1 pseudogene is annotated in these 907 nt (G+C 42.2%); it reads left to right on the top strand.

Going from position 1 to position 907, the window contains the following annotated elements:
* Positions 1 to 907 (top strand): annotated as a pseudogene (locus ACFIKB_RS09395) (hypothetical protein); the annotation flags it as partial.

The raw sequence follows: 907 nt of genomic DNA, 5'->3' as shown, positions 1-907 counted from the left end.
TCGAATGTTACACCTGTTTTTTCAGCAAATTCTGATTTTAGAAACACATTTCTTGAGGGTGTTAACAGTGCTGGTGTCTCTTATCCAGAAAACATCATCTCTGTTGCTGGTTTGAATGCTTCTTCTGTTTCAAAAGACAATTATTTAACAGCGCTGAATGTTGCTTTGACACCCAAGGTAAATGCTGCTGATGACTATGCAAATTTTTTAACCAAAACTCTTCTAGGTCCGAGTGATGAGGGCTCTATAATCAATGTTTTGACAGCAAACAGTAAGAACCTATCGAAAAAAACGTTAAATGCAGGGGTGCAAGATAAAAAGCCTCTCATTAATCCACAGTCCTTTGTGGTTGATAGCTCTGCAGACCAACCGTTTGCAGAAAATGATGAGAATGCAACGCTTGTTAATGTTTCTGACCTTTTGCGGGGTGGTTCAATTGAGGGAATGCAACGAAATACACGAGCGAGTAACACTGTTATTCAAGGTCCTGATGCATCTGCAAAGCGACAGGAGGGGACTGCTACAGGCCATAATGCTCAGACATCAGAGAAGCGTGATGCTATTGCTATAGGTTACATGGCTCACACTATAGGAAAAAGCACTATTGCAATAGGTAGTGAATATAATCCTAACAGCACACACGGGGAAAATGATTATACAACCGCGCAGGGTGATTATGCAACGGCTGTGGGTGCTGTTTCTAAGGCTTTGGGGTATGGTTCAACTGCTATTGGTCATCGTGCAAAGGGAGTTGGTAAGGAGAGCATTTCTTTTGGATTTTATTCGGAAGCACAGGGAGAGGGAGCTATCGCTATAGGTGCCAATTCTGTAGCATCAGTTAAAGATAGTGTTGCTCTAGGAAGCGATTCTGTAGCTGATAGGGCTGCTGGTGTTTTTGGTTATACTC

The organism is Bartonella sp. MR110HLJHH, assembly GCF_042194225.1.
Lineage (GTDB): Bacteria > Pseudomonadota > Alphaproteobacteria > Rhizobiales > Rhizobiaceae > Bartonella > Bartonella grahamii.
The sequence above is the reverse complement of the archived record's forward strand: the minus strand, read 5'-3'. Positions and strand labels throughout refer to the sequence as shown.